Raw genomic sequence first — 25,236 nt, 5'->3', positions numbered from 1 at the left:
GCGGCGCCAGACCGGTCGGGCAGGGGTGAACCAGGGCGCTGCAGCCGCTGTCCCAATAACGGTACGTGCTTGCGTTGTACTGCTCGATAGCCTGAAGCGATGGTTGTGCGGCCGGCGTCCCGAGGCGATTTGGACGGGCAGGCGGGATGCTTTGTCCCAGTCCGTCATTTGTATCGCAAGGCCGTGATTTAGAAGCGATTTTTTGCGATTTTGCGGGTCGCCCCAACGGCTTCGCTTGCGCTCCCGGGCCGGCACCCCCATAACGGAGGCCTGGGCGCTACGGCGTCCTCACCCCACGCTTGTCGAGAGCTACGATGACTCAGTCTTCCGCCGAAATCATGACCCTGCCGGTGCTGCCGCTGCGCGATGTGGTCGTGTTCCCGCACATGGTGATTCCGCTGTTCGTGGGCCGCGATAAATCCATTCGCGCCCTCGATCTGGCGATGGAGTCGGACAAGCGCATCCTGCTGGTCGCGCAGAAGTCCGCCGAGACCGACGATCCGGGCGCCGAAGATCTGTACGAGATCGGCACGCTCGCGCAGGTGCTGCAATTGCTCAAGCTCCCCGACGGCACCATCAAGGTGTTGGTCGAAGGCGTCTCGCGCGTCGGCGTGGCCGAAGTGGTCGAGAACGACGGCGCGCTGTCGGGCAAGGCCGCGGTGGTCGAGCCGATCGTCGATCGCGAAGAACGCGAAGTCGAAGCGATCGCACGCTCGCTGATGGGCCTATTCGAGCAGTACGTCAAAACCAACCGCAAGCTGCCGCCGGAGCTGATGCAGACCCTGGCCGGCATCGACGAACCCGGCCGTCTGGCCGACACCGTCGCCGCGCACCTGGGCGTGCGCATCGGCGACAAGCAGAAGTTGCTCGAAACCCATGAGATCGGCGCGCGCCTGGAGCAGCTGGTCGGCCTGGTCGACGGCGAGATCGATGTGCAGCAGTTGGAGAAGCGCATCCGCGGCCGGGTCAAGTCGCAGATGGAGAAGAGCCAGCGCGAGTACTACCTCAACGAGCAGATGAAGGCGATTCAGAAGGAGCTCGGCGAGATCGACGACGCGCCCAACGACATCGACGAACTCGCGCGCAAGATCGCCGAGGCCGGCATGCCCAAGCCGGTGGAAACCAAGGCCAAGAACGAGCTCAACAAGCTCAAGCAGATGTCGCCGATGTCGGCCGAAGCCGCGGTGGTGCGCAACTACCTGGACTGGCTGCTGGGCGTGCCGTGGAAGAAGCGCAGCAAGATCCGCAAGGATCTCAAGGCCGCGCAGGACGTGCTCGACGCCGACCACTTCGGTCTGGAAAAGGTCAAGGAACGCATTCTGGAATACCTCGCGGTGCAGACCCGGGTGAAGAACATGAAGGGCGCGATCCTGTGCCTGGTCGGTCCGCCCGGCGTGGGCAAGACCTCGCTCGGTCAGTCCATCGCCAAGGCCACCAATCGCAAGTTCGTGCGCATGTCGCTGGGCGGCGTGCGCGATGAGGCCGAAATCCGCGGCCATCGCCGGACTTATGTCGGCTCGATGCCGGGCCGGATCGTGCAGAACCTCAACAAGGTCGGCAGCAAGAACCCGCTGTTCGTGCTCGACGAAATCGACAAGATGTCGATGGACTTCCGCGGCGATCCGTCCTCGGCGCTGCTGGAAGTGCTCGATCCCGAGCAGAACAACGCGTTCAACGATCACTACCTGGAAGTCGATCTGGACCTCAGCGAAGTGATGTTCGTCGCCACCTCCAACTCGCTCAACATTCCCGGCCCGTTGCTGGACCGCATGGAAGTGATCCGGATTCCGGGTTACACCGAGGAAGAGAAGCTCAACATCGCCATGCGCTATCTGCTGCCCAAGCAGATCAAGAACAACGGCCTGAAGGCCGAAGAGATCAAGATCGCCGAATCGGCGGTGCGCGACATCGTGCGTTACTACACGCGCGAATCGGGCGTGCGCAATCTGGAACGCGAGATCTCCAAGATCTGCCGCAAGGTGGTCAAGGAAATCGCGCTGGCCGGTCCCAAGCCTGCGAAGAAGAGCAAGGACGGCGCGGTCAACGTCACGTCCAAGAATCTCGAGAAGTACCTGGGCGTGCGCCGCTTCGATTTCGGCCGCGCCGAAGAGCAGAACGAAATCGGTCTGGTCACCGGCCTGGCCTGGACCGAGGTCGGCGGCGATTTGCTCCAGGTCGAAGCCACGCTGGTGCCGGGCAAGGGCCAGTTGATCCTCACCGGCCAACTCGGCGATGTGATGAAGGAATCGGCGTCGGCGGCGTTGTCGGTGGTGCGTTCGCGCGCCGAAAACCTGGGCATCGACGTCGAGTTCCTGCAGAAGCACGACGTGCACGTGCACGTGCCCGAGGGCGCCACGCCCAAGGACGGCCCGAGCGCGGGCATCGGCATGGCCACCGCGTTGGTGTCGATGCTGACCAAGAATCCGGTCAAGGCCGATGTGGCGATGACCGGCGAGATCACCCTGCGCGGCCGGGTGCTGCCGATCGGCGGATTGAAGGAGAAGCTGCTGGCGGCGCTGCGCGGCGGCATCCGCACGGTCATCATCCCCGACGAAAACCGCAAGGATCTGGCCGACCTGCCCAAGAGCGTGACCCAGGGCTTGAAGATCGTGCCGGCGCGCTGGATCGATGAGGTGCTCGAGCTGGCGCTTGAACGTCCTATCGCGGCGATTCCGGCCGCCGGCGGCGGAGAATTGCCGGTGCGCGAAAGCGGCAAGACCAATTCGCAGCCCGACGTCAAGCACTGACTCGGGCCGCTGGTCGGATAGCTTGGAATCGGCTGCGAAAAACCTCTGAAAGCCGCGCCACAGCTAGGTTTCAAGCTTGCGCCCCCAAAATGCCGCTGGTATAACGACCGCAACCGCGCGGCTTGAATGCACAAGCGAACTGTCGCGCGGCACACTTGATCGGAACGCGCGCCTCCTGCGGCGAACGTTTCGATTCTCAGAACACGCGGTCACACCGCACAGGGAGTCAAAAAAATAATGAACAAGGCCGAACTCGTAGGCGCCGTCGCCGAAACCGCCGAGCTGTCGAAGACCGACGCTACCGCCGCCGTCGATGCGCTGATCGACGTCGTCACCAAGGCGCTGAAGAAGGGCGACACTGTCACGCTCGTAGGCTTCGGTACCTTCCAGGTGCGCAAGCGCGCTGCCCGCCAGGGCCGCAACCCGAAGACGGGCGAAACGATCAAGATCGCTGCTTCGAAGAATCCCTCCTTCAAGGCTGGCAAGGCGCTGAAGGATGCTGTAAACTGAGTAACTCGACGGCGGTGCAGGGCATCGCCGAGCGGAACCCAAAGCAGTAAGCCCAAGTCATTCGGGTGCTTAGCTCAGCGGTAGAGCGTCTCCTTTACACGGAGAGGGTCGGGGGTTCGAAACCCTCAGCACCCACCAGGCTGCTGGTCTTTCTGCCGAAGCGTCCGTCCAGGCGGTACGCGATAGAGTCGGGTTCCCGGTTGCAAGTTTCAGCGGTACGGTTTCAAAGTGCGGAGTGGTAGTTCAGTCGGTTAGAATGCTGGCCTGTCACGCCGGAGGTCGCGGGTTCGAGTCCCGTCCACTCCGCCAGTTTCGCCAAAGGCGCCGTTCGCGGCGCCTTTGTTTTTATATAAGTGAGGGCTTTCGATTTTGCCGCGCTGCGGCAAGCCGATATCGAAAGCCGGAAACTCGAAAGTCGGATCCGAATCTGCGGTGTAACCGCCAAAGTTTCGCGGCGCGGGTTTCAGCGGTACGGTTTCAAAGCGCGGAGTGGTAGTTCAGTCGGTTAGAATGCTGGCCTGTCACGCCGGAGGTCGCGGGTTCGAGTCCCGTCCACTCCGCCAGTTTTTTGCCGAAGGCATCGGAAACGATGCCTTCGTTTTTTCAAGGGCGTCCCTTTTGGGGCGCCTTTTTCTTTTTTGGGCTTTGGGGGCGAAGCGAGCCAGCCTGCCGTTCCTGCGTTTCGCATGCCGTCACTCCGGCGAAGGCGGGACCCCAGAGCCAAGAGCCTTCAGTGCGATCTCTCCAGAACGTCATTCCCGCGAACGCGGGAATCCAGTGCCTTTCGTGCGAGAACGCCTGAAGTCGCTGGATTCCCGCGTTCGCGGGAATGACGACCTGGGAAGCGCGCTGGCGTCTGTGTCGAACGCGAGAATGACGGCCCGAAAAGCACGCGGGTGCCTGTGCCCAGCGCGGAAATGACAGGCTGGAAAGCACCTGAGTGCCTGTGCCCAACACGGGAACGACGGTCTGAAAAGCACCCAGCCGCCCGGATCCAAGCCGAATCCCGCGCCCTGAGTCTCATTTCCCAGCCACCGTCCGGACGTCCGCCCCCAGCCACGGCACCCATCGCCGCCCACCGCCATGACAGGCCCAGAACCGCGCTAAACTGTCCGGCTTACGACTTAACGCGACCCGGACATGCTGCAGACCCTACGCGACAAGACCTCGGGCTGGATCGCCACCGTGATCCTCGGCCTGCTGATCATTCCCTTCGCCTTCGTCGGCATCGAGCAGTACATGGTGCAGCGCACCGACAACGCGGTCGCGCGCATCGAGATCGCGCCGTCGTGGTGGCGCTCGGCGCCGTCGTGGTGGCCGGCGTCGATGCTGTGGAAGAAGGAATCGATCGATCGCGCCGAATTCGATGAGCGCTTCCAGCGCGAACGCGATCGCCGCCGCGCGCAGGAAGGCGAGGCCTTCGACGCGCGCGAGTTCGAGAAGCCCGAAAGCAAGCGCGAAGTGCTCGACAGCCTGATCGACGAACGCGTGCGCAAGCTCGCCGCTGAAGTCGACGGCCTCAGCGTCAGCGATGCGCTGGTGGTCAAGACCATCCAGGGCGTGCCCGATTTCCAGGACGGCAGCGGCAAGTTCAGCCAGGACCGTTACATCCTCGGTCTGCAGATGCGCCAACCGCCGCAGACGCCGGTCGAGTTCGAACAGTTCGTGCGCGACCGTCTGATGGAAAGCCTGCTGACCGGCGGCGTCGGCCAGAGCAACTTCCTGACCCAGAACGAGACCGACCGCCTGATCAAGTTGATGGGCGAGAAGCGCGACGTCAGCCTGGTGATGGTGCCGGCGCCCGCCGCCGATACCAGCGAAGTCGCCGCCGCCGACATCCAGAAGTGGTACGACAGCCACAGCAAGGATTTCCGCGCGCCGGAAAGCGTCAGCCTGGAATACGTCGAACTGGTCGGCGCCAACCTGCCGCCGCCGCCGCCGCCGAGCGAAGAAGCGCTGCGCGAGCGTTACAAGAACGAGAAAGACAAGTTCCTCGCCGCCGAACAGCGTTTGCTCTCGCACATCCAGATCAACGTGCCGGCCGGCGCCGACGCGGCCGCGCAGAAGGCCGCCGAAGACAAGGCCAAGCGGATCGCCGCGCAGGCCAAGGCGCCGGGTGCGGATTTCGCCGCGATCGCCCGCGCCGACAGCGAAGACCTGGGCTCCAAGGCCGCCGGCGGCGACCTGGGCTGGGTCAACAAGGGCGACATCCCGGGCGCGTTCGACGAGGCCGCGTTCAAGCTCCAGGCCGGTCAGATCAGCGATCCGGTCAAGGGCGACGGCGGCTGGCACGTGATCCAGGTGCGCGAGGTCAAGGCCGGCCAGCAGCAGTCGTTCGAACTGGTGCGCGAGCAGTTGCTGCGCGAGGAAACCCAGACCAGCGGCGAGCGCGCGTTCAACGACTTCTCGGCCAAGCTGGTCGACATGGTCTACAAGAATCCGACGACCCTGGCCGAGCCGGCCAAGGCGATGGGGCTGCCGTTGCTCAAGCTCGCTCCGGTCACCCGCAACGCCGCGGCCAACACCGGCATCGGCGCCAATCCGGCGGTGATCCGCGCCGCGTTCTCCGATGCGCGGATCCAGGACAACACCGTCAGCGATCCGATCGACATCGGCCAGGACCACAGCGTGCTGATCCGGGTCGTCTCGCACACGCCCGAACGCGCGCAGCCGCTGGCGCAGGTGCGCGACAAGGTGATCGCCGCGGTGCGCGCCGACCGCAGCGCCAAGGCGGCGGAGAAAGAAGCCGACGCGCTGATCGCGCGGATCAACGGCGGCGAGGATTTCGCCGCGGTGGCCGCGTCCAAGCAACTGCCGGCGCCGGAGAACATTCCCAGCGTCGCCCGCGGCATGCCGTTGCCGACGCCGCAGGTCAGCGAAGCGATCTTCGCGCTGAAGGCGCCGGCCGCCGGCAAGGTGGCCGCGGGCAAGTCCAAGCTCGACGACGGCCGCGTGGTGTTGTTCGCGGTCAACAAGGTCGTGCCGGGCAGCAAGTCGGACATTCCGGCCGCGCAGATGGACATGCTGCGCACGCAGATCGCGCAGATGGGCGGTTACGAGGAAAGCCGCGAGCTGACCACGGCGCTGCGCAAGCGCGTGCAGATCAAGGTGATCGAAGACAACCTGCGCTGATCGGTTCGCCGATGGCTCGACGAAAGGCCCGGCATTCGCCGGGCCTTTTCGTTTGCGCGGCGGCGCGGCGCGCGCGGGCGACTGGCGGTTCGATCGCGCGGCCGCGCCCGGCTACCATGCGCGGATGAAAAGCAGATTGATCGCCGTCGGCGAACGCGCGCCGCGCTGGGTCGCCGAAGGCTTCGGCGAATATCAAAAGCGCCTGTCGCATTGGCTGCCGCTGGAGTTGGTCGAGATCGAACCCGGCCTGCGCGGCAAGGGCCGCGACGCGGCGCGGGCGACCCAGGACGAGGGCGCGCGGGTGGTCGCGGCGCTGCCCAAGAACGCGTGCGTGGTCGCGCTGGAAGGGCGCGGGCGGTTGTGGACGTCGGAGCAGTTGGCGCAGCGTCTGGAGCATTGGCGCGGGCAGGGGCGCGATCTGGCGTTCTTGATCGGCGGTCCGGAAGGCCATGCGCCGGAGGTGTTGGCGCGCGCGGACGAGCAGTGGTCGCTGGGGCCGTTGACCTTGCCGCATATGCTGGTGCGGTTGGTTGCGGCCGAGCAGTTGTATCGGGCGGCGGCGTTGTTGGCTAATCATCCTTACCATCGGGCGTAGCGATGGCGGTGGTGGGCGGGATGGGGTGTGCCGCACGGCGGGAGAGCCGAATCAAAATGGATTCCGGCTTTCGCCGGAATGACGGTAGGAGAGTTGCGCGCTTTCGCCGGTACGACGGTAGGAGAGTTGCGCGCTTTCGCCGGTACGACGGCAGGAGAGTTGTGTGCTTTCGCCGGAACGACGGTAGGGGAGTTACGTGCTTTCGCCGGAATGACCGACGGTGGGTGAGTTGCGCGGTGTGGCTGGCGGGTCGCCGACTTCGGATTCGCGATTCGGAAAGCGGGACTCGAAGAAAGAGACGATTGTTCAATGCTCGATCGTTCTTCCAGTTCCCTGACCCCCAATCCCCAACCCCAAAAAAACCCGGGCAATGCCCGGGTTTTTTCGTCGCATCCGCGCGCAACGCCTTACTGATCGAGCTTGAACTCGATCGGCACCCGGCCGCGCGCCTGCACGGCCTGGCCATTGCTCATCGCCGGCTGGAACGTCCAGCGCGACTTCACCACCCGGATCGCGGCCTGGTCGAGGATGCGGTGGCCGCTGCTGCGCACGACCGTCACATCCAGCGGCTTGCCATCGATGCCGACCAGGATTTCCAGTTCGACCACGCCGGTGAGGTTGTCGCGCACCGCTTGCGGCGGATACGACGGCGGCGGGTTCTTCAGGCTCTGCAGCGTCGCGCCGGTCAGCACCTGGTTGCCGACGTTGCTCGGCGGGGTTTCGATGGTCGGCGTGGCCACCGCCACGAACGTGTCGACAGGGCTTGGCGTGGTGTTCTCGACGACGATTTCCGGTGTCGGCGCGGCGACCGGGGCGGGCGGCGCCGGCGTGCGGGTGATCGGCACGGCCGTCGGCGGCGGCGGGGCGGGGGTGATGGTGACCGGCGGCGTCTTCGGCGGAATGAAGAAGACCTCGGGATCCTTGTCCAGACGCGGCACGATCAACGTAGGCGCGCTCAACGGCGCCAACATCAGCATGAGCATCGCACCGTTGAACAAGATCGCACCGGCGTTGGCGGCGATGCGGGTTCCGTCCAGCGGCTGGCGGGTGTGAGCGGGGAGCGCGCGAACCATGGGCCTTCTCCTTGGGGTGTCTTACAAACACAGACAACGGCTGGGTACCGCCAACGGGGTTGAATCTGAAGACCGCCCCGCGTCACAAAAATGCGCTGGCCGGCGCCGGTAACGCAAGCGGTTCTCGTTTGCGACTTTGGTGGGGGGAGGGGCCGGAGCCAACGCCATCGCGATGAGCGTCCGGTTTTGCGGCGCCGCGATTTTTCCGGGGGATTCGTTCGGATCGAGTGCCAGGGCTCACCTGGGATCCGCCACCGATAAGTGCCGGCTTGCTGAACGAATAACAACGACGCTCGACCGCTCAGGCATTTGGCCACTTGCAAGTGGCCGCCGATACCCAGCGCGAATCTTCGCTCAATGAGCGTCGCAGCTGATTCGGCAAAGTTCCGGGTGCGAGCCGCGGATAAAACCAAGCCCGCTTGCGCGGGCTTGGTCTGGTTGTGATCGGACCGACTCAGCCGCCGGCCGGGTCGTCCGGGGCCGGGTCGGGATCGCGTCCCAACCCGCCTTCGTCCGGATTGCGCGGCTTGCGCGGGTCCGGTTGGCGCGCGTCGTCGGGATCGCGCGGCTGCGGCTCGGGATAGCCGGGGTTGCGGCCCGGATGCGGGTCCGCCGCCGGCGGCGTGGTTTTGTCCGGGCCGGCCACGATCACTTGCCCAGTTCGAACACCACGTCCAGGCTCATCGACAAGGTGTTCTCGCCCGGGGACACCGAGGTGTCGGCGGCGGCGCCGGCCTTTTCCATGCGCATGGCCATCATCGGCATCGGCATCGGCGGAGCGAAGCGGCCGCCTTCGCTGACGCTGACGATGCGGCGCACCTTCATGCCCAGGGTCTTGGCGTACATCTCCGCGCGCGCCTGCGCCTTTTCGATCGCGCCGCGGCGGGCTTCGTCGAAGGCCGCGTCCTTGTCCTTGGTGTCCAGGTCGAAGGTCGGGCCGTTGATCTGGTTGGCGCCGGTGGCGACCAGCGAGTCGAGGATCTTGCCGACCTTGGAGATGTCGCGGATCACGATGTTGACGTTGTTGCTGGCCTGGTAGCCGGTGATCACCGGCGGCTGGTTCTCGGCGTAGCGGTACTGCGGGTTGAGGTTGATGCCGCTGGTCTGGATGTCGCGCTCGGCGATGCCGGCGGCCTTGATCGCGGCGACCACCTTGGCCATCTGCTCGGCGTTGGCGCGCATGGCCGCATTGGCGTCGCCGGCCTGGGTGACCACGCCGGTTGAGACGGTGGCGATGTTGGGCGTGCGCTTGGCTTCGGATTCGGCCGAGACCGACAGCAGGGTGCCGTCGGTGGCGACGTAGGGCGAGGTCTGGGCGGAAGCGGTCATGGCGGTTGCGGCTCCGAAGGCGAGGACGGCGGCGAGCGCCAGCGGGCGCAGCGAAAGGCGGGAGAAAACCTGGGTCGAGAGCGAGGACGAGGACGGCGACCGAATCATGTGGAACTCCTTGAGGGACGAGGGCTAGGGTCTTGCTGAACTGGTTAACGAACCGTGATTCGGTGCGGGGTTTGCGCCGATGGCGTCGGCTGCGGCTCAGTCAGCGCGGGTTATGCTTTCGCGCATGCTCTATCTAGCCTCCCAGTCGCCGCGGCGACGCGAATTATTGGGCCGCCTCGGCCTGGATTTCGGCCTCATCGACCTGGACGTACCCGAACAGCGCCAGCCCGGCGAGCCGGCGCTGGAGTATGTGCGCCGGGTGGCGCGGGAAAAGGCCGGCGCCGGTCTGCTCAAGGTGGTCGCCAACCCCTCCGCGCTGGTGCTCGGCGCCGATACCGAGGTGGTCCTGGACGATGAAGTCTTCGGCAAGCCGCGCGATGCAAGCGACGCGGCGGCGATGCTGGCCCGGCTGTCGGGCCGGACCCATCAGGTGATTTCCGCGGTGTCGGTGGTGTCGCCTTCGCGCGAGGCGCAGGCGGTGTCGATCTCCGAAGTCAGCTTCGCCGCGCTGGATGCGCGCGCCATCGAGCGCTACCTGGCCAGCGGCGAGTCGATGGGCAAGGCCGGCGGCTACGCGATCCAGGGCGGCGCGGAGCTGTTCGTGAGCCGGTTGGCCGGCAGTTATTCGGGGGTCATGGGCTTGCCCTTGTTCGAAACCGCGCAGCTGCTGCGCCAATTCGGTCTGGACGTTTGATCGGCGCGCGGCGGTCCGCGCATGCGCGGTCTCGACCGCGTTGAACTTAAGCTATCGCGCGGATTCCATTGTTGCTCGGCAGTGAGCGTCGCCGACGCCTCCTTGCCGCCGCCGGGTTTCCATCGTCCACCTTCCGCTTCGCCTTCTTGCCTCAACCGCCGCCTTCGGGACCATCGCTCAGGGATCAGCGCCGCCTCATGACAGAAGAAATCCTGGTCAACGTAACTCCGCGCGAAACCCGCGTCGCCGTGGTCGAGAACGGCATGCTGCAGGAACTGCACATCGAACGCGGCTGGCGCCGGGGTGTGGTCGGCAATATCTACAAGGGCCGGGTGCAGCGGGTCATGCCCGGGATGCAGGCGGCGTTCGTCGAGATCGGCCTGGAGCGCGCGGCGTTCCTGCACGCGGCCGACATCGTCAAGCCGAACCAGAGCGGCGAGGGCGCGGGCGATGAGGCGCCGTTGCCGCCGACGCCGACCCGGCCGATCGCCGAGCTGTTGCGCGAAGGCCAGGAAATCGTGGTCCAGGTGGTCAAGGACCCGATCGGCAGCAAGGGCGCGCGGCTGACCACGCAGCTCAGCATTCCCTCGCGTTATCTGGTGCTGCTGCCGCGCACGCGCGTGGTCGGGGTGTCGGCGCGGATCGAGGACGAGGCCGAGCGCGCGCGCTTGAAGTCGTTGGTGACCACCCAGGCGCCGGCCGGCGACAACCACGGCTACATCGTGCGCACCAATGCCGAGGGCCAGCCCGAGGAAGCGCTGGCCGAGGACATCGCCTATTTGAGCCGGGCCTGGGCATTGATCGCGGAGAAGTCGCAGAGCAGCAAGGTCGGCGAGCGCGTGTATGAGGATCTGAGCCTGCCGCTGCGCGCGGTGCGCGATCTGATCCGCCGCGACGTGGAGAAGGTCAAGGTCGACTCGCGCGAGACCTGCGAGCGCCTGCGCAGCTTCGCCGCGCAATACATGCCGGGGCTGGCCGAGAAGATCGAGCACTACACCGGCGCGCGGCCGATTTTCGATCTGTACGGGGTCGAGGACGAAATCCAGCGCGCGCTGGATAAAGAGGTGCCGCTGAAGTCCGGCGGCTATCTGGTCATCGACCAGACCGAGGCGATGACCACCATCGACGTGAACACCGGTTCCTTCCTTGGTCAACGCAATCTGGAAGAAACCGTTTACCGCACCAATCTGGAAGCGGCCCAATCGGTCGCCCGGCAACTGCGGCTGCGCAACCTGGGCGGGATCATCATCATCGACTTCATCGACATGACCGACCTGGAGCACCGGCGTCAGGTGCTGCGGCAGTTGGAGAAGTCGCTGACCCGCGACCATGCCAAGACCACGGTCTACGAATTCTCGCCGCTGGGTCTGGTGGAGATGACTCGCAAGCGCACCACCGAGAGCCTGGAGCGCCAGCTCAGCGAGGCCTGCCACGAATGCGGCGGCCGCGGGACTTTGAAGACGCCGGAAACGGTGACCTACGAAATCTTTCGCGACATCGTCCGGCAGGTGCGCCAGTTCGATGCGGCGCGGCTGTTGGTGATCGCCTCGCCGAAGGTGGTTGCGCGGATCACCGATGAGGAATCGGCGGCGGTGGCGGAGTTGGAGGAGTTTCTCGGCAAGTCGATCCGCTTTCAGGCCGACGATCAGTATGCGCAGGAGCAGTTCGATGTCGTGCTGCTTTAAAAAGCCGCTCCTCGCCGACTCCCTTCTCCCGCTTGCCACCCAAGGTGACTTCCTTCGGGGCGCGGGAGAAGGTGGTCCGCAGGGCCGGATGAGGGCGCGCGAAATTCGGCTGCCGTCGTCGCTCGCTACTCCGCGCGCCCTCACCCCAACCCTCTCCCGCACGCGGGAGAGGGGGCTGGGACGCTTCTGATGCCCACGCCGTTGCGCCGTCGCTTGCGTCTGGCCCGTCGTGGCGCCTTCTACGGCGTCGCGATCGTGCTGGTGCTGGTGGCGTTGTTGTTGGCGGCGGCCAGTCAGGTGCTGCCGCTGGCCGAAAGCCATCCCGAGCAAGTCGCGCAGTGGCTGAGCAAGCGCGCCGGCCGGCCGGTCGCGTTCGACAAAGTGGAAACCCAGTGGACCCGGCGCGGTCCGCTGCTGCGCCTGGACGGTTTGCGCATCGGCGAAGGCGCGCAGGCGTTCACCATCGGCGATGCGGAAATGCTGGTGTCGATCTACGCGGGCTTGTTGCCGGGGCAGGCGTTCTCCGAATTGCGGCTCAAGGGCCTGGACCTGACCTTGGAACGCGCCGACGACGGCCGCTGGAAAGTGCGCGGTCTGCCGGGGCAGGAAACCAGTCCGCAGCGCGATCCGCTGTCGTCGCTGGAAGGCTTGGGCGAGTTGCAGGTGATCGACGCCAAACTGGCGGTGATCGCGCCGAGCCTGGGCATCGATGCGCGGGTTCCCAAGATCGATCTGCGCCTGCGCGTCAACGGCGACCGGGTGCGCGCGGGCGCGCGCGCATGGCCTACCGTCGGGGTCGCCGGTGCGCCGTCGACGCCGCTGGATGTGGTGCTGGATTTCGACCGCAAGCGCGGCGACGGCCGCGCCTATGCCGGCGCCACCCGCGCCGATCTGGCGGGTTGGTCGCCGCTGCTGAAGTTGGTCGGCATTCGGATCGAATCGGGGCAGGGCCGGGGCGAGGCCTGGGCCGATCTGCGCGGGCATCGGATCGCCGCGGTGACGGTGTCGGCGGCGTTGGATCGGGTCGGCTTGCGCGCCGAGCGCGCGGCGGCGACAGCCGTCGCCGCTCCGGCTGCCGCCGCCGCGCCCGCGAGTTCGACGCCTTCCGCGCCGCTCGCTACCCCGCCGGCAGCGAACCCGCCCGCCGCGCCCGCGACGCGGGTCGAATTCGAACATGTCGAAGTCCTGGCCCAGTACCGGCTGACCGACAGCGGCTGGCGCCTGGACGCGCCGACCCTGCGCATCGGCAGCGGCGAGAACGTGCAGAAGCTCGACGGCCTGGCGGTGGCCGGCGGCGATCATTACGCGCTGCGCGCCGAGCGTATCGATGCGGGTCCGCTGATCGCGGTGGCCGCGCTCAGCGACGCCTTGCCCGAGCGTTTGCGGCATTGGTTCGAAACCGCCAAGCCGCGGGTTTCGCTGCGTTCGATCGCGCTCAACGGGCGCCGCAACGGGCCGATGTTCGCCAGCGCGCGGATCGAAGCGGTGGGCTTCGATCCGGTCGGCACGTCGCCGGGCCTGAGCGGATTGGCCGGCGATCTGCAGGCCGATGCGGACGGTTTCACTCTGGACCTGGATCCGGATTCGCCGATGCGCTTCGATTGGCCGAGCGGTTTCGGCGTGGTGCATACGGTCAAGCTCAACGGCCGCGTCGGCGGTTGGCGCGAGGGCAACGGTTGGCGGGTCGGGACTACGTCGCTGCGTCTGGTCGGCGACGGCGGCGCGTTCGGCGTCAGCGCGCGCGGCGGGATGTGGTGGCAGGGCGACGGTTCGCGGCCGTGGATCGATATCGCCGCCGATCTGGACGCTACGCAGGTGCCGGTCGCCAAGGGCTTCTGGATCCGCAATCAGATGTCGCCGACTCTGCTGAATTGGCTCAATACCGCCTTGGTCGGCGGGCGCTTGGACAATGCGCACGCGGTGATTTCCGGCGATCTGGACGAATGGCCGTTCAATCGCAACAACGGCTTGTTCCAGGCCAGCGCGCGCCTCAACGGCGCGGTGGTGAAGTTCCAGCCCGAATGGCCGGCGGTGGAAGCGCTGGATGCCGAGGTGAGTTTCGTCGCCGACGGTTTCACCGTCGAAGGCACCGGCAAGATCGCCGGGGTCGGCATCCGCAAGATTCAGGCCGGCATCGATCACTATAAGGACGGCGCGCTCAGCGTGAAGGCCGATGCCGCCGCCGATGCGACCCAGTTGCTGACCCTGCTCAAGCAAAGCCCGCTGCGCAAAGAGCATGCCGACACCTTCGACAATCTGCGCGCCAGCGGTCCGGCGACGGTCGGTTTCGATATGCAGTTGCCGCTGCACCACGGCGCGGAGACCCAGATCGCGGGCACGGTGGATCTGGACAACGCCAAGCTCGGCGATCCGCGCTGGAAGCTCGCGTTCGAACAAGTGCGCGGCCGCGCCGAGTACGGCCGCGGCGGATTCCGCGCCGACGATCTGGCGGTGCTGCACGACGGCGCGCCGGGCAAGTTGTCGTTGCGCGCGGGCGAGAGTTTCGTGCGCGATCGCGGCAATGTGTTCGAGGCCGGGCTGGATGTGATGTCGGGCGCGGATGAGCTGATCGCGCGCGGGCCGGACGAACTGGCCTGGTTGAAGTCGTATCTGGACGGGCGTTCGTTGTGGACGGTGGGGATCTCGATTCCGAAGGCGTCCAGCGCCAGCGTGGTCGGCGCGCCGGGTTCGCGGCCGACGACGGTGGCCGCGTCTGCGCCGACGGTATTGCATCTGCAATCCAGCCTGGTCGGCACCGCAATGACCTTGCCGCCGCCGTTGGACAAGCCCGCCGGCGTGCCGTTGGCGACCACCATCGATACGCCGTTGCCGCTGGGCAGCGGCGATGTGCGGGTGGCGCTGGGCAATACCTTGGCGCTGCGCGCGCGCACCACCAACGGCAAGACCGGCGTGCGGGTGGTGCTGGGCGCCAATCGGGTCGACGAAGCGCCGCCGGCCAGCGGCCTGATCGCCACCGGCCGCGCCAATGCCTTGGAGGCGATCGACTGGATCGCGATCGCGCACGGCGGCGGTTCCGGCGAAGGCGTGACGCTCCAACGCATCGACGTCACCGCGCAGCGCCTGCAATTGCTCGGCGGCGTGTTCCCGAACACGCGGGTGATCGTCGCCCCGGCCGCGCGCGGCGCGACCGCGGTGCGCACCGAAGGCGCGGCGCTGGAAGGTGCGTTGATGGTTCCGGGCGGCGAGGGCGGCGCCATCGCCGGCAAGTTCGCGCGTCTGCATTGGCGTTCGGCCAGCGCTGTGGGCGCAGCTGCCAACGCCGCGGTCAATCCCGGCGCCAACGGCGTCAGCGCGGCTACTGCGGCGGCGGCCAATACCGCGCAAGCCGCGGCGCAGCCGGCGCCGGATGCGGCGATGGACCCGGCCAAGATTCCGGCGTTGACCCTGGACATCGCCGATCTGCGTTTCGGCGACGCCGCGCTCGGCAGCGCCAGTCTGCGCACCCGGCCGACCCCGGCGGGCATGCGCATCGATCAGTTCAGCGCGCGCGGCAACAAGCAAACCATCGACGTCAGCGGCGATTGGACCGGACGCGGCGCTGGTGCGCGCACCCATTTGAACGTCGCCCTGGACAGCGGCGATGTCGGCGGCTTGCTCGGCGGTTTCGGCCTCGGCGGCCAGATCGGCGGCGGCAAGGGCAAGGCCAAGCTCGATGCGGGCTGGCCGGGCAGCCCGGCCGGTTTCGCTCTGGGTTCGCTGGAAGGCAGTTTGAATCTGGACGTGCGCGACGGCCGCTTGATCGAGATCGATCCGGGCGCGGGCCGGGTGCTGGGCTTGCTCAGCGTGGCGCAGCTGCCGCGGCGCCTGACTCTGGATTTCCGCGACCTGTTCTCCAAGGGCTTCGCCTTCGACCGGATCGGCGGCAACGTGCGCTTCGGCAACGGCAGCGCGCGCAGCGACGATCTGGTGATCGACGGCCCCGCCGCCAACATCGCCATCCGCGGCGCCACCGATCTGCGCACCCAGAGTTACGACCAGACCATCGAAGTGCGGCCCAAGGCCGCCAACGTGCTGACCGCGGTCGGCGCGCTGGCCGCCGGACCGATCGGCGCGGCGATCGGCGCGGCCGCCAATGCGGTGCTGCAGAAGCCGCTGGGCAGCCTGGCGTCCAAGACCTACCGGGTGACCGGGCCGTGGAAAGAGCCCAAGGTCGAGGTGGTGACGCGCGAGCAGACCCGGGTGACGCAGAAAACGCCGCCGCCGGAAGGCTGAGGACGGTCCCCAAGATCGCCGGATCGGCCGGTAGCGCGCCCGGCCGGGCCCGCCGACCCCGGATTGGGCAAGCCCGGGGCCATTGATCGGCCGATCCCGCGCCACCATCTTGGTTCCAGGCCGGTCCGGCGACGCATTCCCGCGCCCCGGCCGGTTACCCCGGCGGCCCGGCCGCTAAGATGACCCTTCCACGCAGCCACGGTTCCGCCATGACCCTACCGATACAGATCGCCGAATCCCGTCTGCTCCTGCCCGCCGGGCTCGATGCCGGCGGCCTGGAGCGCAGCTTCGGCGCCCTGTTGGGGCCGGGCATCGATTTCGGCGACCTGTATTTCCAGCATTCGCGGCGCGAGAGCTGGAGCGTGGAGGATGGCATCGTCAAGGACGGTTCGCACTCGATCGAGCAGGGTATCGGCGTGCGCGCGATCAGTGGCGAGAAAACCGGCTTCGCCTATTCCGACGAAATCAACAGCGACGCGCTGCTGGGCGCGGCCAAGTCGGCGCGGGCGATCGCCCGCGAAGGCAGCGCGCAACAGACCCGTCAGTTGGTGCGCGGCGGCGGGCGTTCGCTGTACCCCAGCGACGATCCGATCGATTCGATCGCCAACGAAACCAAGGTCGAAGCGCTGCGCAAGCTGGACAAGTTGCTGCGCGCGGCCGACCCGCGGGTCAAGCAGGTGATGGTCAGCCTCAGCGGCGGCATCGACACGGTGCTGGTCGCGCGCAGCGACGGCGTGCTCGCCGCCGACGTGCGCCCGCTGGTGCGCTTGAACGTGCAGGTGATCGTCGAGCAGAACGGTCGCCGCGAGAGCGGCTATTCCGGCGGCGGCGGACGTTACAGCTACGCCGAACTGCTCGGCGGCGACAAACCCGAGCGCTTCGCCCGCGAAGCGCTGCGGCAGGCGCTGGTGAATCTGGACGCGATCGACGCGCCGGCCGGGGTGATGCCGGTGGTGCTCGCCGCCGGTTGGCCCGGCGTGCTGCTGCACGAAGCGGTCGGCCACGGTCTGGAAGGCGACTTCAACCGCAAGGGCACCTCGGTCTACGCCGGGCGCATGGGCCAGCGGGTGGCGTCCAAGGGCGTGACCATCGTCGACGACGGCACCCTGGAAGGCCGCCGCGGTTCGCTCAACGTCGACGACGAAGGCACGCCGACCAATTGCACGACCTTGATCGAAGACGGCGTGTTGGTCGGTTACATGCAGGACACGCTCAACGCCCGGCTGATGGGGATGGCGCCGACCGGCAACGGCCGTCGCGAGTCGTTCGCGCATCTGCCGATGCCGCGGATGACCAACACCTACATGCTGGCCGGCACCCACGATCCGGAAGAGATGATCCGTTCGGTCAAAAAGGGCTTGTACGCAGTCAATTTCGGCGGCGGCCAGGTCGATATCACCAGCGGCAAGTACGTGTTCTCGGCCACCGAGGCGTACTTGATCGAAGACGGCAAGATCACCGCGCCGGTGAAGGGCGCGACCTTGATCGGCAACGGCCCGGAGACGATGCAGAAGGTCAGCATGATCGGCCACGACCTGGCGCTGGACGAGGGCGTGGGCGTGTGCGGCAAGGACGGGCAGAGCGTTCCGGTCGGCGTGGGCCAGCCGTCGCTGTTGATCGATGGGCTGACGGTGGGCGGCACCAGCGCGTGAGGTTGCGCGTTGCGCCGAGCCCTTCTCCCGCACCGAGCCCTTCTCCCGCTTGCGGGAGAAGGTGGCCCGAAGGGCCGGATGAGGGTGCGCGACTGCGCAGTGTGCGTCGCGATCTGGGTGCCCTCACCCCAACCCCTCTCCCGCAAGCGGGAGAGGGGCTCAAAGGCAAGCGTCAGGTTTGGTCTTCGTCGTCCAAAGCATCGTCCTCGGACGAATCCTCATTCGCGCCGAGCACCACCCCACGCAACTCCCGATACAACTCGCGGAACGAATGCGGCGGCTTGTTGCGCTTGCGTTCTTCCAGGGTATTGCGCACCAACTGGCGCAAGCGCTGGCGGTCGGCGCCAGGGTATTCGTCGAGCAACTCCGCCAGCGCCGCGTCGCCGCTTTCCAGCAGTCGCTCGCGCCATTGTTCGACCCGATGCATCGCCGCCACTTCGCGCCGCGCCGCTTCGCCGTTTTCGTCGAGCGCATCGCGCAGCGCGTCGAGGGCTTGTTCGTCTTCGCGCCGCATCTGCTTGGCCAGAAACGCCAGCTGGCGTTTGTGGGCGATGTGCGCGGTGATGCGCTTGCATTCGCGGATGTGCGGCAACAGCGATTCGGGCACCGGCAGCTTGGCCAGTTGCGCCTCGGTCAGCGAGACCAGTTTCTCGCCCAGGGCCAGCACTTCCAGCGCCTCGCGCCGGTTCTGGCTCCGGCTGGGGCTCAGGAATTCGCCGGTTTCCTCATCTCTGCCGCGCATCGCAAAACACCTCTATAGCCTGCAAACTGAACATTACGACGGCGGCGCCCTGGCGCCGCACCTCTCTAGGATAAGCCATTGAACGCGTCAGCCCTCGCTCAGGCCGCCCCGGCCCATACCTTCGCCGACCCCGAAGCGCGCCTGGACGCGCTGTCCGACCTCAGCCAGCGCCTGCTCGCGGCGGCGCGCGCGCGCGGCGCGACCCAGGCCGAGGTCTCGTGCTCGGAAGAGACCGGCCTCAACGTGAACGTGCGCATGGGCGAGGTCGAGACGGTGGAATCCACCCGCGACCGCGGCATCGCCGTGACCGTCTACTTCGGCCAGCGCAAGGGCAGCGCCAGCACCGCGGACCTGCGCGAGGACAGCCTGGAATCCACGGTCGAACAGGCCTGCGCGATCGCCCGCTACACCGAAGACGACGACGCGGCCGGTCTGGCCGACGCGGCGCTGATGGCCACCGATCTGCGCGATTTCGACACCTGGCATCCGTGGTACATCGACGCCGACCGCGCCATCGAGCTGGCCCTGGCCTGCGAAACGGCCGGGCGCGAGTTCGATCCGCGGGTGGAGAATTCCGATGGCGCTTCGGTCGGCACCGGCTGCAGCCTGGGCGTGTACGCCAACTCGCACGGCTTCCTCGGACGCGAGCGCAGCAGCCACCACAGCCTGGGCTGCGCCCTGATCGCCGGCCGCGGCGACGGTATGCAGCGCGACGGCTGGTTCACTTCGGCCTTGATCGCCGACGAACTGGAATCGGCGGTCAACGTCGGCCGCAAGTCGGCCGAACGCACGGTCGCGCGCCTGGCGCCGCGGCAATTGGCGACCGGCGATTATCCGGTGCTGTTCTCGGCCGAAAGCGCGCGTTCGCTGGTCGGCCATCTGCTCGGCGCGGTCAGCGGCGGCGCCTTGTACCGGCGCGCCAGTTTCCTGATCGACAGCGTCGGCACCCAGCTGTTTCCGTCGTGGTTCCGCATCGACGAACAGCCGTTCCTGCATCGCGGACTGCGTTCGACCTCCTACGATGCCGAAGGCGTGGCCACCCGCGAGTCGGCGTTGATCGACGGCGGCGTGTTGCAGCGTTACGTGCTCGGCAGTTATTCGGCGCGCAAGCTGGGCCTGCGCAGCACCGCCAACGCCGGCGGTGTGCACAACCTGCAGGTCGCGGCGAATGCCGGCGATCTGGCCTCGATGCTGCGGCAGATGGGCCGCGGCCTGTTGGTCACCGAACTGATGGGGCAGGGCGTGAACTCGGTCACCGGCGACTACTCGCGCGGCGCCGCCGGTTTCTGGGTCGAGAACGGCGAAATCCAGTACCCGGTCGACGGCATCACCATCGCCGGCAACCTGCGCGCGATGTTCCAGGCGATCGAAGCGGTCGGCACCGACGTGGATTACCGCTCGCACGTGCGCACCGGTTCGATTCTGATCGGGCGCATGACCGTGGCCGGCGACAGCGCGCAGGATTGATCGCGGCGTGTGCGCAAGACGCCGCGCTTGAATCGCGGCACAACGGATTTCCGTTCGATTTCTCGAAACGCCGAATCGGCGCCTGAACGGGCGCCGATTGTTGTCAACCGGCAAGGTGCGCGTCCGTTCCCGAAGGTATCTTATTGCCCCGGAGAGCCCGATGAGCGCAAGCAAGGCCACTGCCGCCAATCGTTTCGGACTCGGCGCGCGCCCCGGCGAAATCGATCGCGGCGGCGACGGGCGCGAGGTGTTGCTGGCGCAATTGCGTCAGCCCGCGTCGTCGGTCGAGTTCGAGGGTTTGCCCGACAGCGCCGCGACCATGCGCAGCGAGTTCGAGCAACAACGGCTCAATCGCGAAGATCGCGGCAACAAGGCGCCTGCGCCAGTCATGGCGGCGGCTGATAATGCCGACGCAATGGCCGCGCGTCCGCGCCGTCGCGCCGCCATGGCCGCCGCCGCGATGCCCGCCGGCAACAAACCCGCCAGCGACGCCGACGGTCCGGCCCAGGCGATGCTGCGCGATATGCGCCGCCAGCAACTCAACGAATTCTCCGCGCGCTACCGCAACGCCGCGCGCACCCAGGCGCCGTTCGTCGAACGCCTGACCCAGTTCTGGTCCAACCATTTCGCCGTATCCATCGACAAAGGCAACGCGCGCTTGTACGCGGCCTCGATGGAGCGCGAAGCGATCCGTCCGCACGTGCTCGGACGTTTCCAGGACATGCTGCTGGCGGTGGAAACCCACCCGGCGATGCTGCGTTATCTCGACAACGCGGTGTCGATCGGCAACGACTCGCGGGTCGCGGTCAACGCCGAACGCGCCAACAAACCCAAGCGCGGGCTCAACGAAAACCTCGCCCGCGAAATTCTCGAACTGCACACCCTCGGCGTGAACGGCGGTTACCGCCAGGCCGATGTGACCGAACTGGCGCGCGCGATCACCGGTTGGAGCACGCCGGGCCCGCGCGAGGCGCAGAGTTTCGACAAGCCGTTCGTGTTCCGCGCCAACGCGCACGAACCCGGCGCGCGCCGGGTGCTCGATCGCGAGTACGCCGAAGGCGGGATGGAGCAGGGCCGCGCGGTGTTGGCCGATCTGGCCAAACATCCGGCCACCGCCAAGCATCTGAGTTTCAAGCTGGCGCGCCACTTCGTCGCCGACGAACCGCCGCCGGCCTTGGTCGAACGCATGGCGCAGGCGTACTTGCGCAGCGACGGCGACCTGCGCGCGCTGTACACCAGCATGGTCGAAAGCGATCAGGCCTGGGCGGCGGACGCGCGCAAGTTCAAGACGCCGAACGACTTCGTGATCTCGGCGCTGCGCGCGGGCGAGTTGCCGGTGGAGAACGACGCGCGCGCCTTGATCGCGTTGCTGGCCAGCCTGGGCCAGCCGGTGTTCACGCCGCGCTCGCCGGCCGGTTTCCCCGACACCGCCGCCGATTGGAGCAGTCCCGACGGCTTGTTCAAGCGGATCCAGGCGGCGCAGTTGTTCGCCGCGCGCATCGACGCCAACGGCTCCACGCCGTACGAACGCGCGGTCTCGGTACTCGGCAGCGAAGCGGTCAGCGGCGATTTCGCCATCGGCCTGCGCCGCGCCGGCTCGGCCAGCGACGGCTACTCGCTGTTGTTCGCCAGTCCCGCCTTCCAGTGGAGGGCATGAGCGATGGAGGCCAGAACATGATCGACGCTCAACGACGCGGCCTGCTGGCGGCGTTCGGCGCGAGCGCGCTGCTGACCCTGTTCCCCGGCGCGACCCGCGCGGCCACCGGGCACGACACCCGTTTCCTGCTGGTGCTGTTGCGGGGCGGGCTCGACGGTTTGCATTTGTTGCCGGCGATCGGCGATCCGGCCTACGCCGGTTTGCGCGGCGACGGCGCGATCGCCGATCCGTTGCGGATCGACAGTCAATTCGGCCTGCATCCGGCGATGCAGCAGGCGGCGGCGATGTATCGGGCCAAGCAACTGCTGCCGATCGTGGCGATCGCGCCGCCTTACCGGCAGCGCTCGCATTTCGACGCGCAGGATTGCCTGGAGAACGGCACCGCCACGCCCAACGGCGCGCGCGACGGCTGGCTCGGCCGCTGCGTGCGCGCGCTGCCGGGCGATTCGGCGCTGGCGGTCGCGGCGGTGATGCCGCTGGCGCTGCGCGGCAGCGACCGCGCCAGCAACTGGTCGCCGCCGTTGTCGAAGAAAGTCGATCCGTTGTTGTTGCAGCAATTGCAGCCGCTGTACGCGGCCGACCCGCGCCTGAGCGAGGTGTTCGAACGTTCCGCCCAGACCAGCGCGATGACCCGCGACGGCAAGGGCGCGTTCGCGCTGCCCGAGGCGATGCGGGTGGCGGCGCAGCGCATGGCCGCGGCCGACGGTCCGCGCATCGGTTTCGTCGAAGACAGCGGTTGGGATACACATCGCAATCAGGCGCCGCTGTTGCAACGCAAATTGGCCCAGCTCGATGAGGGCTTGGCCAACGCGCGCGACGGCTTCGGCGGCGCGTGGTCGCGCACGGTGATCGCGGTGGTGACCGAGTTCGGCCGCACCGCGGCGATCAACGGCAGCGGCGGCACCGACCACGGCACCGGCGCGGTGGCCCTGCTGTGCGGCGGCGCGGTCGGCGGCGGCCGGATCGGCGGCGATTGGCCTGGCCTGGCGCCGGCGCAACTCAACGAAGGCCGCGACGTGCGCGCCACCAGCGACTTGCGCGGCTTGTTCAAGCGCGTGCTGATCGAGCACGTGGGGCTGGCCGACGCGGCGGTGGAAACCAAGGTGTTTCCGGGCAGCCGCGCGGTGACGCCGATGCAGGGCCTGCGGCTGACCTGAGCGCTCAGGCCCTGACGACAATGCGCCAGCGCATTGTCGGGCGGGCGCCGCCGAGGTCGAATCGAGCGGTATCGGACATGCCCGGATGCGCCCAGCGTGGCCGGATTCTTGCCCTCCCTGCGTGGACCGGGGGCCGCAAAACTTGCGCGTTGGCGTTGTTATTCTGTGATGAATAAAGGTTTATGATGCCCACAAGGAAGCCGCGCCCAGGGCACGGCGACTTGTACCGACACCAACCAACACGTAGAGGAAGCGTAATGAACGATATCAGTCAGGACGAGAAAACTTGGGGCATGCTGGCTCATCTGAGCACGTTGGTCGGTCTGCTCATTCCCTTGGGTTCGGTCCTGGGCCCGCTGGTGGTATGGCTGATCAAGAAGGACACCATGCCCTTCGCCGCCGACCAGGGCAAAGAAGCGCTGAACTTCAACATCACCGTGCTGTTGGCGATGATCGTCAGCGTGGTGCTGAGCATCGTGTTGATCGGCTTCCTGCTGATGGCCGTGGTCGGCATCGGCTGGCTGGTGCTGACCATCATGGCCGCGCTCGCCGCCAACAAGGGCGAGGAATACCGTTATCCGTGGACGCTGCGTCTGGTCAAGTAAGACCGCACGGCGCGTTCGCGCAGGCATGAAAAAAGCGGGCTTCGGCCCGCTTTTTTTGTCGCGAAAACGGGCGGCGAATTTCCGCTCACGCACCGCGGTCGTTGTCGCGCGCGGGGTCTTTCCAATGCGGGCCGTCGAGCGCAACCGCGGCGACGTAGGCATGGTCGCTTTGCTCCAGCGCGGCCGCGACGGCTCGGGCTTCGTCCGCGTCGCTGTAGGCGGCGAGGAAGCGCACGCTGACTTGGCCGAGGCCTTCCCTGAAGTCGGTCGGGACGTAGACGAGGCCACCGTCGCGATCGCCTCGCCGGTCGTCGATCGTTTCGATGCGCACGTCCTGGACCGGGTCGACCTCGCGAAACGCCTGGCCGCGCCAAGGATCGTGTTCGGCGACTTCCGCCAGGTAGGTCCGCATCGCCTGCTGCGCAGCGGCTTGGGTCGTGAATACGCCCAGCAACTGGTCGGGAGCGGTGTAGGGCGAAATTTCGCGTATCAGCATGAACATGTCGCGCGCTCGCGGTGACTTCGCTCAGCGGTCGCGTTCGATCGCCAAACGTCCCAGCGCGCGCAACGCCGCGGCGCGTTCGCCGAACGGCTCCAGCGCCTGCTCCATCGCCGCGGCGAGTTCGTTCAAGCGCTCGCGCGATGCGTCCAGACCGATCAACGCCGGGAAGGTCGACTTGTCCTGGGCGATGTCCTTGCCCGCGGTCTTGCCCAGGGTCTGGCTGTCGCCTTCGATATCGAGGATGTCGTCGCGGACCTGGAACGCCAGCCCCAGCGCTTGTGCGTAACGGTCCAGCGACTGCAGCGCCGCCGGATCGGCGCCGCCGCACAGCGCGCCCAGGCGCACCGAGGCGCGGATCAGCGCGCCGGTCTTGAGCGAATGCAGGCGTTCCAGCGCGGCCACGTCCAGGCGCACGCCGGCGCCGGTGGCGTCGATGTCCAGCGCCTGGCCGCCGCACATGCCGGCCACGCCGGCGGCCTGGGCCAGGGTGCGCAGCAGGTCGACCCGGATCGCGTCGGCGACCGGAGTGTCGGCGAGCACGCCGAAGGCCAGCGACTGCAGCGCGTCGCCGGCGAGGATCGCGGTGGCTTCGTCGAAGGCGACGTGCACGGTGGGTTGGCCGCGACGCAGCGCGTCGTCGTCCATCGCCGGCAGGTCGTCGTGCACCAGCGAATAGGCGTGGATGAATTCGACCGCCGCGGCAGGCGCGTCGAGGGTCAGCGGGGCGACTTCGAACAGCGCGCCGCTGGCGTAGACCAACAGCGGACGCATGCGCTTGCCGCCGAGCAGCACCGCATGGCGCATGGCCTGGTGCAGGCGGCGCGGTTCGGCGTCGGTGACCGGCAGCGCATGTGCGAGCGCGGCGTCGGCGCGTTCGCGCCAATCGCTGAGGGTACGGTCGAGCATGGACGGATCGGGCCTCGGAGAACCGGACGCAGCGGGGCGGGGCATGCTCATCGCGCCGATGCCGGAACGGTGGCGCAGCGGGCCGTCGCGGCGCGGCCGACGCGGGAATCAGGCATCGACTTCGCTGCCGGGCGGACCAGCATTGCCGAAGGGTTCGGCGCTGGCCGGTTCTTGCGGGTCGGTGAGCAGACGCACACGCAACTCGGCTTGCTCCAGCGCCGCCTGACAACGGCGGTACAAGCCGACCCCGCGCTCGTAGGCGGCCAGGGAGTCTTCCAGGCTCATCTCGCCGTGTTCCATTTTCTCGACCAGCGATTCGAGCGCATCCAGCGATTGCTCGAAATCGGCGACCGGCGAGGCGTCCGCGGCGGCGGCTTCAGTAGAGGCGGCTTCAGTAGATGATTTACGGGCCATGGGAGAAGTGTGAGCCGGGGGCCGGGCG

General features: G+C 67.4%; 19 protein-coding genes and 3 tRNA genes. 15 read left to right on the top strand and 7 right to left on the bottom strand.

Annotated elements, in window-relative coordinates:
• Positions 1-314: 314 nt before the first annotated feature.
• The 7 genes from lon to rlmH all read left to right on the top strand — a co-directional run bounded on the left by lon (position 315) and on the right by rlmH (position 6,984).
• Positions 315-2,747, top strand: a complete 2,433-nt coding sequence (gene lon / locus V7787_RS19215) for an endopeptidase La (protein ID WP_336089116.1) — start codon at positions 315-317, stop codon at positions 2,745-2,747.
• Between the two features lie 237 nt (positions 2,748-2,984).
• Positions 2,985-3,257 carry an HU family DNA-binding protein gene (locus V7787_RS19210; protein ID WP_057943583.1) on the top strand — a complete coding sequence of 91 codons (273 nt, stop codon included), beginning with the start codon at positions 2,985-2,987 and terminating at the stop codon, positions 3,255-3,257.
• A 63-nt stretch (positions 3,258-3,320) separates the two neighbouring features.
• A tRNA-Val gene (locus V7787_RS19205) sits at positions 3,321-3,395 on the top strand.
• 94 nt (positions 3,396-3,489) lie between these two features.
• Positions 3,490-3,566: transfer RNA gene (locus V7787_RS19200), tRNA-Asp, on the top strand.
• 177 nt (positions 3,567-3,743) lie between these two features.
• Positions 3,744-3,820, top strand: a tRNA-Asp gene (locus V7787_RS19195).
• 577 nt (positions 3,821-4,397) lie between these two features.
• Positions 4,398-6,389: a SurA N-terminal domain-containing protein gene (locus V7787_RS19190; protein WP_336089115.1), complete on the top strand. Its 1,992-nt coding sequence runs from the start codon at positions 4,398-4,400 to the stop codon at positions 6,387-6,389.
• 124 nt (positions 6,390-6,513) lie between these two features.
• Entirely contained in the window at positions 6,514-6,984 is a 471-nt protein-coding gene (gene rlmH, locus V7787_RS19185; RefSeq protein ID WP_336089114.1) for a 23S rRNA (pseudouridine(1915)-N(3))-methyltransferase RlmH, read from the top strand.
• A 407-nt stretch (positions 6,985-7,391) separates the two neighbouring features.
• Here the strand turns inward: rlmH and V7787_RS19180 are convergent, their stop codons facing one another.
• From V7787_RS19180 to V7787_RS19170, 3 genes are all read right to left on the bottom strand, one after another.
• Entirely contained in the window at positions 7,392-8,057 is a 666-nt protein-coding gene (locus V7787_RS19180; RefSeq protein ID WP_336089113.1) for an energy transducer TonB, read from the bottom strand.
• A gap of 454 nt (positions 8,058-8,511) precedes the next feature.
• Positions 8,512-8,709, bottom strand: coding sequence for a hypothetical protein (locus V7787_RS19175; protein WP_336089112.1), 198 nt, complete (start codon positions 8,707-8,709; stop codon positions 8,512-8,514).
• The gene (locus V7787_RS19170; RefSeq protein WP_336089111.1) at positions 8,706-9,386 is read right to left on the bottom strand and encodes an SIMPL domain-containing protein; all 681 of its coding nucleotides are present in this window, start codon (positions 9,384-9,386) and stop codon (positions 8,706-8,708) included. Before V7787_RS19170 ends, V7787_RS19175 begins: the two co-directional genes overlap by 4 nt.
• 232 nt (positions 9,387-9,618) lie before the next feature.
• Between V7787_RS19170 and V7787_RS19165 the strand changes: the two genes are divergently transcribed.
• From V7787_RS19165 to tldD, 4 genes are all read left to right on the top strand, one after another.
• On the top strand, positions 9,619-10,188 hold the full coding sequence (locus V7787_RS19165; protein ID WP_336089110.1) for a Maf family protein: 570 nt from the start codon (positions 9,619-9,621) through the stop codon (positions 10,186-10,188).
• 197 nt (positions 10,189-10,385) lie between these two features.
• Positions 10,386-11,873: a ribonuclease G gene (gene rng, locus V7787_RS19160; protein WP_336089109.1), complete on the top strand. Its 1,488-nt coding sequence runs from the start codon at positions 10,386-10,388 to the stop codon at positions 11,871-11,873.
• 189 nt (positions 11,874-12,062) lie between these two features.
• Positions 12,063-16,106 (top strand): YhdP family protein, encoded by a 4,044-nt coding sequence (locus V7787_RS19155; RefSeq protein WP_336089108.1) that lies wholly within the window; start codon positions 12,063-12,065, stop codon positions 16,104-16,106.
• A 209-nt stretch (positions 16,107-16,315) separates the two neighbouring features.
• Positions 16,316-17,758: a metalloprotease TldD gene (tldD, locus tag V7787_RS19150; RefSeq protein ID WP_442965322.1), complete on the top strand. Its 1,443-nt coding sequence runs from the start codon at positions 16,316-16,318 to the stop codon at positions 17,756-17,758.
• 172 nt (positions 17,759-17,930) lie between these two features.
• On the opposite strand, the gene yjgA is transcribed toward tldD, so the two are convergent.
• On the bottom strand, positions 17,931-18,500 hold the full coding sequence (yjgA, locus tag V7787_RS19145; protein WP_336089107.1) for a ribosome biogenesis factor YjgA: 570 nt from the start codon (positions 18,498-18,500) through the stop codon (positions 17,931-17,933).
• Positions 18,501-18,578: 78 nt separating this feature from the next.
• Between yjgA and pmbA the strand changes: the two genes are divergently transcribed.
• From pmbA to V7787_RS19125, 4 genes are all read left to right on the top strand, one after another.
• A complete protein-coding gene (gene pmbA / locus V7787_RS19140) occupies positions 18,579-19,967 on the top strand; it encodes a metalloprotease PmbA (protein WP_442965321.1) in 1,389 nt (462 codons plus the stop codon).
• A gap of 160 nt (positions 19,968-20,127) precedes the next feature.
• Positions 20,128-21,624: a DUF1800 domain-containing protein gene (locus V7787_RS19135; RefSeq protein WP_336089106.1), complete on the top strand. Its 1,497-nt coding sequence runs from the start codon at positions 20,128-20,130 to the stop codon at positions 21,622-21,624.
• Positions 21,625-21,641: 17 nt separating this feature from the next.
• A complete protein-coding gene (locus V7787_RS19130; protein WP_336089105.1) occupies positions 21,642-22,781 on the top strand; it encodes a DUF1501 domain-containing protein in 1,140 nt (379 codons plus the stop codon).
• Positions 22,782-23,038: 257 nt separating this feature from the next.
• A complete protein-coding gene (locus V7787_RS19125) occupies positions 23,039-23,386 on the top strand; it encodes a DUF4870 domain-containing protein (RefSeq protein WP_336089104.1) in 348 nt (115 codons plus the stop codon).
• A gap of 85 nt (positions 23,387-23,471) precedes the next feature.
• Here V7787_RS19125 and V7787_RS19120 read toward each other — a convergent pair whose 3' ends face one another.
• From V7787_RS19120 to V7787_RS19110, 3 genes are all read right to left on the bottom strand, one after another.
• Positions 23,472-23,888: a hypothetical protein gene (locus V7787_RS19120; protein ID WP_336089103.1), complete on the bottom strand. Its 417-nt coding sequence runs from the start codon at positions 23,886-23,888 to the stop codon at positions 23,472-23,474.
• A gap of 24 nt (positions 23,889-23,912) precedes the next feature.
• Entirely contained in the window at positions 23,913-24,794 is an 882-nt protein-coding gene (gene ispA, locus V7787_RS19115) for a (2E,6E)-farnesyl diphosphate synthase (RefSeq protein ID WP_336089102.1), read from the bottom strand.
• 108 nt (positions 24,795-24,902) lie between these two features.
• Positions 24,903-25,208 (bottom strand): exodeoxyribonuclease VII small subunit, encoded by a 306-nt coding sequence (locus tag V7787_RS19110; RefSeq protein WP_336089101.1) that lies wholly within the window; start codon positions 25,206-25,208, stop codon positions 24,903-24,905.
• Positions 25,209-25,236 lie beyond the last annotated feature (28 nt).

Source organism: Pseudomonas sp. CGJS7, assembly GCF_036961695.1.
The sequence above is the reverse complement of the archived record's forward strand: the minus strand, read 5'-3'. Positions and strand labels throughout refer to the sequence as shown.

Coding starts and splice junctions, on each gene's coding strand:
- yjgA (WP_336089107.1), bottom strand. CDS start 18,500: ATGCGCGGCAGAGATGAGGAAACCGGCGAATTCCTGAGCCCCAGCCGG.
- tldD (WP_442965322.1), top strand. CDS start 16,316: ATGACCCTACCGATACAGATCGCCGAATCCCGTCTGCTCCTGCCCGCC.
- V7787_RS19130 (WP_336089105.1), top strand. CDS start 21,642: ATGATCGACGCTCAACGACGCGGCCTGCTGGCGGCGTTCGGCGCGAGC.
- V7787_RS19180 (WP_336089113.1), bottom strand. CDS start 8,057: ATGGTTCGCGCGCTCCCCGCTCACACCCGCCAGCCGCTGGACGGAACC.
- lon (WP_336089116.1), top strand. CDS start 315: ATGACTCAGTCTTCCGCCGAAATCATGACCCTGCCGGTGCTGCCGCTG.
- rlmH (WP_336089114.1), top strand. CDS start 6,514: ATGAAAAGCAGATTGATCGCCGTCGGCGAACGCGCGCCGCGCTGGGTC.
- V7787_RS19120 (WP_336089103.1), bottom strand. CDS start 23,888: ATGTTCATGCTGATACGCGAAATTTCGCCCTACACCGCTCCCGACCAG.
- V7787_RS19110 (WP_336089101.1), bottom strand. CDS start 25,208: ATGGCCCGTAAATCATCTACTGAAGCCGCCTCTACTGAAGCCGCCGCC.
- V7787_RS19135 (WP_336089106.1), top strand. CDS start 20,128: ATGAGCGCAAGCAAGGCCACTGCCGCCAATCGTTTCGGACTCGGCGCG.
- ispA (WP_336089102.1), bottom strand. CDS start 24,794: ATGCTCGACCGTACCCTCAGCGATTGGCGCGAACGCGCCGACGCCGCG.
- V7787_RS19170 (WP_336089111.1), bottom strand. CDS start 9,386: ATGACCGCTTCCGCCCAGACCTCGCCCTACGTCGCCACCGACGGCACC.
- V7787_RS19190 (WP_336089115.1), top strand. CDS start 4,398: ATGCTGCAGACCCTACGCGACAAGACCTCGGGCTGGATCGCCACCGTG.
- rng (WP_336089109.1), top strand. CDS start 10,386: ATGACAGAAGAAATCCTGGTCAACGTAACTCCGCGCGAAACCCGCGTC.
- V7787_RS19165 (WP_336089110.1), top strand. CDS start 9,619: ATGCTCTATCTAGCCTCCCAGTCGCCGCGGCGACGCGAATTATTGGGC.
- V7787_RS19210 (WP_057943583.1), top strand. CDS start 2,985: ATGAACAAGGCCGAACTCGTAGGCGCCGTCGCCGAAACCGCCGAGCTG.
- V7787_RS19155 (WP_336089108.1), top strand. CDS start 12,063: ATGCCCACGCCGTTGCGCCGTCGCTTGCGTCTGGCCCGTCGTGGCGCC.
- V7787_RS19125 (WP_336089104.1), top strand. CDS start 23,039: ATGAACGATATCAGTCAGGACGAGAAAACTTGGGGCATGCTGGCTCAT.